The sequence below is a fragment of the Clostridium paraputrificum AGR2156 genome, assembly GCF_000424025.1.
GTDB classification, from domain to species: Bacteria; Bacillota; Clostridia; order Clostridiales; family Clostridiaceae; genus Clostridium; species Clostridium paraputrificum.
In genome coordinates, this window is sequence record NZ_AUJC01000030.1 from 1 (window position 1) to 2,335 (window position 2,335).

Here is a 2,335-nt window from a genome sequence, read left to right on the forward strand (position 1 = left end):
TGTATCTTCTTTCACCACTAATTAATTCATAAGTACCATTTTCTGTAGGTCTAACAACTATGTTATGATTTAATCCATTAATTTTAATATCTTCTAAATTATTCAGTTAATCTTTTATATTGATATTTAACAATCTCTTGATTTAATATGGCATACGTTTCTGTAGTTTCTGGAGATTCGTTGCCTAGCAATTTTTGAACTGTTACCAAATCCATACCACTATTTAATAAGTTAGTGGCTTTAGTTAGTCTGAATTTATGTGGGGATATTTTTTTATATTTGTTATGGAAGTTTATATAGATTTAATTTTGTATTTAGTTACTTTAATCTTAAATTATTAGGGTATTTATTAATATATTTTTATTAAAGTTTAATTATATAGGAAGTAATTAACTTAAATTAATTATCAATTGCAAATAAAGGAAAAAATTATAATTTATTTATTGACAAGGTAAATTCTGTGAATTATAATTTGATTATTATAATATATTATCAAAAAGTACTTTTTTTAATTAAAAAGCGGTGTTTTGATAATTATTTATAAATAAAGAAAGGGGGACAAGAATGCATTTACAATTTTAATTATAAAAAATATGAAACCTATAAATTAATATTAAAATGGTAGCAATAATTATTCAATTTTTAGTAAACGATTACTTGAAGCGTTTTTGAAAAAGTTAAAAACTTTATGGAGAAAGATGGTGAATTTTTTTGAAAAAGCCCAATATTATTTTAATGATGGTTGATCAAATGAGATATGATTGTATAGGTGCTAATGGCAATGAAATTATTTCAACACCTAATTTAGATATGATGGTTAGAGATGGATATAATTTTAAAAATGCATATACAGCTGTACCAACATGTATTGCTTCAAGAGCAGCATTAATGACAGGATTAGCTCAAAAGCATCATGGAAGGATAGGGTATAAGGATGGAGTTCCTTGGACGTATAGAAATACTTTAGCTAGAGAATTTACTGACAGGGGATATCAAACAGAATGCATAGGTAAAATGCATGTATATCCTGAAAGAAATAGATTAGGTTTTGAACACATTGAATTACATGATGGGTATTTGCATTTTTCAAGAAAATATGATAAAGAATATGGGGCACAGTTTGAAAATGTAGATGATTATTTAACTTGGTTTAGAGAGAAAAAAGGTTCTTTTGTAGATTTAATGGATAATGGGCTAGACTGTAATTCGTGGGTAGCTAGACCTTGGCAATATGAAGAAGAACTACATCCAACGAATTGGGTAGTTACAAAAGGTATAGAGTTTTTAAAGAAAAGAGATAAAGATGTTCCATTTTTTTTGAAAATGTCTTTTGTAAGACCGCATTCACCTATAGACCCACCTCCATATTATTTTGATATGTATATGAATAATATTACTGAATTACCAGATGTAAAAATTGGTGATTGGGTGAAACAGATTATAGAAGATGTTCCAATATCTACGATAGCTACAAGAGGAAATCTTAAAAATATAGAGTTAAAGAGGTTAATAGCTGGTTATTATGGTTCTATTACTCATATAGATCATCAAATTGGTAGATTCCTAATTGCGTTAAAAGAACATAGACTTGATAAAAATACTATTATTTTATTTTTATCAGATCATGGGGATCAATTAGGTGAACATAATCTTTTTAGAAAGGCATATCCTTATCAAGGGAGTATACACATTCCATTTGTTTTATATGATCCATCCAATATTTTAAAAGGTGATATAAGAAATATTACATCATTAGTCGAATTAAGAGATGTTTTTCCTAGTTTGATAGATTTAAGTGAAAATGGAAGGGTATATAATATTGATGGCAAAAGTTTTAAAAAATGCTTATATGATTCTAATTACTCTATTAGAGATTACATTCACGGAGAACATAGTTTCGGGGAATATTCTAGTCAATTTATTGTTACTGAAGAGTGGAAATATATCTGGTTTCCTGTTAAAAATAAAGAACAGTTGTTCAATTTAAAGAATGATCCTAATGAACTTATTGATGAAAGCAATAATGCAAGGTATAAATATATTATAAATAAATTAAGAAATTTTTTAATTGAAGAATTAAAAGATAGAGAAGAAAAATTTGTAATAGATGGAAAGCTACAAAAAAAAGATAATATTGAACCGATTTTATCTTTTTTAAATAATGATTATAAGGAGATTTAAAATGAATAAAATTATGGAAAATGTCGAAAGATACTTATTACCAATTGCATCAAAATTGAGTAACCAAAAATTTTTAATAGCTCTTAGAGACTCATTTATAGGTACTATGCCTGTTGTTATGACAGGGTCTATTGCACTTTTGTTAAATGCATTT

General features: G+C 26.4%; 2 protein-coding genes and 1 pseudogene. 1 reads left to right on the top strand and 2 read right to left on the bottom strand.

The window, feature by feature from the left end; all coding sequences use genetic code 11:
- Both G594_RS19970 and G594_RS19975 read right to left on the bottom strand, forming a co-directional pair.
- Positions 1–94 (bottom strand): annotated as a pseudogene (locus G594_RS19970) (ParB/Srx family N-terminal domain-containing protein); the annotation flags it as partial.
- Between the two features lie 4 nt (positions 95–98).
- Complete coding sequence (locus G594_RS19975; RefSeq protein ID WP_081663725.1) at positions 99–302, bottom strand: tyrosine-type recombinase/integrase; 204 nt, start codon at positions 300–302, stop codon at positions 99–101.
- Positions 303–711: 409 nt separating this feature from the next.
- Here G594_RS19975 and G594_RS0114540 point away from each other — a divergent pair, with 409 nt between their 5' ends.
- Complete coding sequence (locus G594_RS0114540; RefSeq protein WP_027099231.1) at positions 712–2,181, top strand: arylsulfatase; 1,470 nt, start codon at positions 712–714, stop codon at positions 2,179–2,181.
- Positions 2,182–2,335 lie beyond the last annotated feature (154 nt).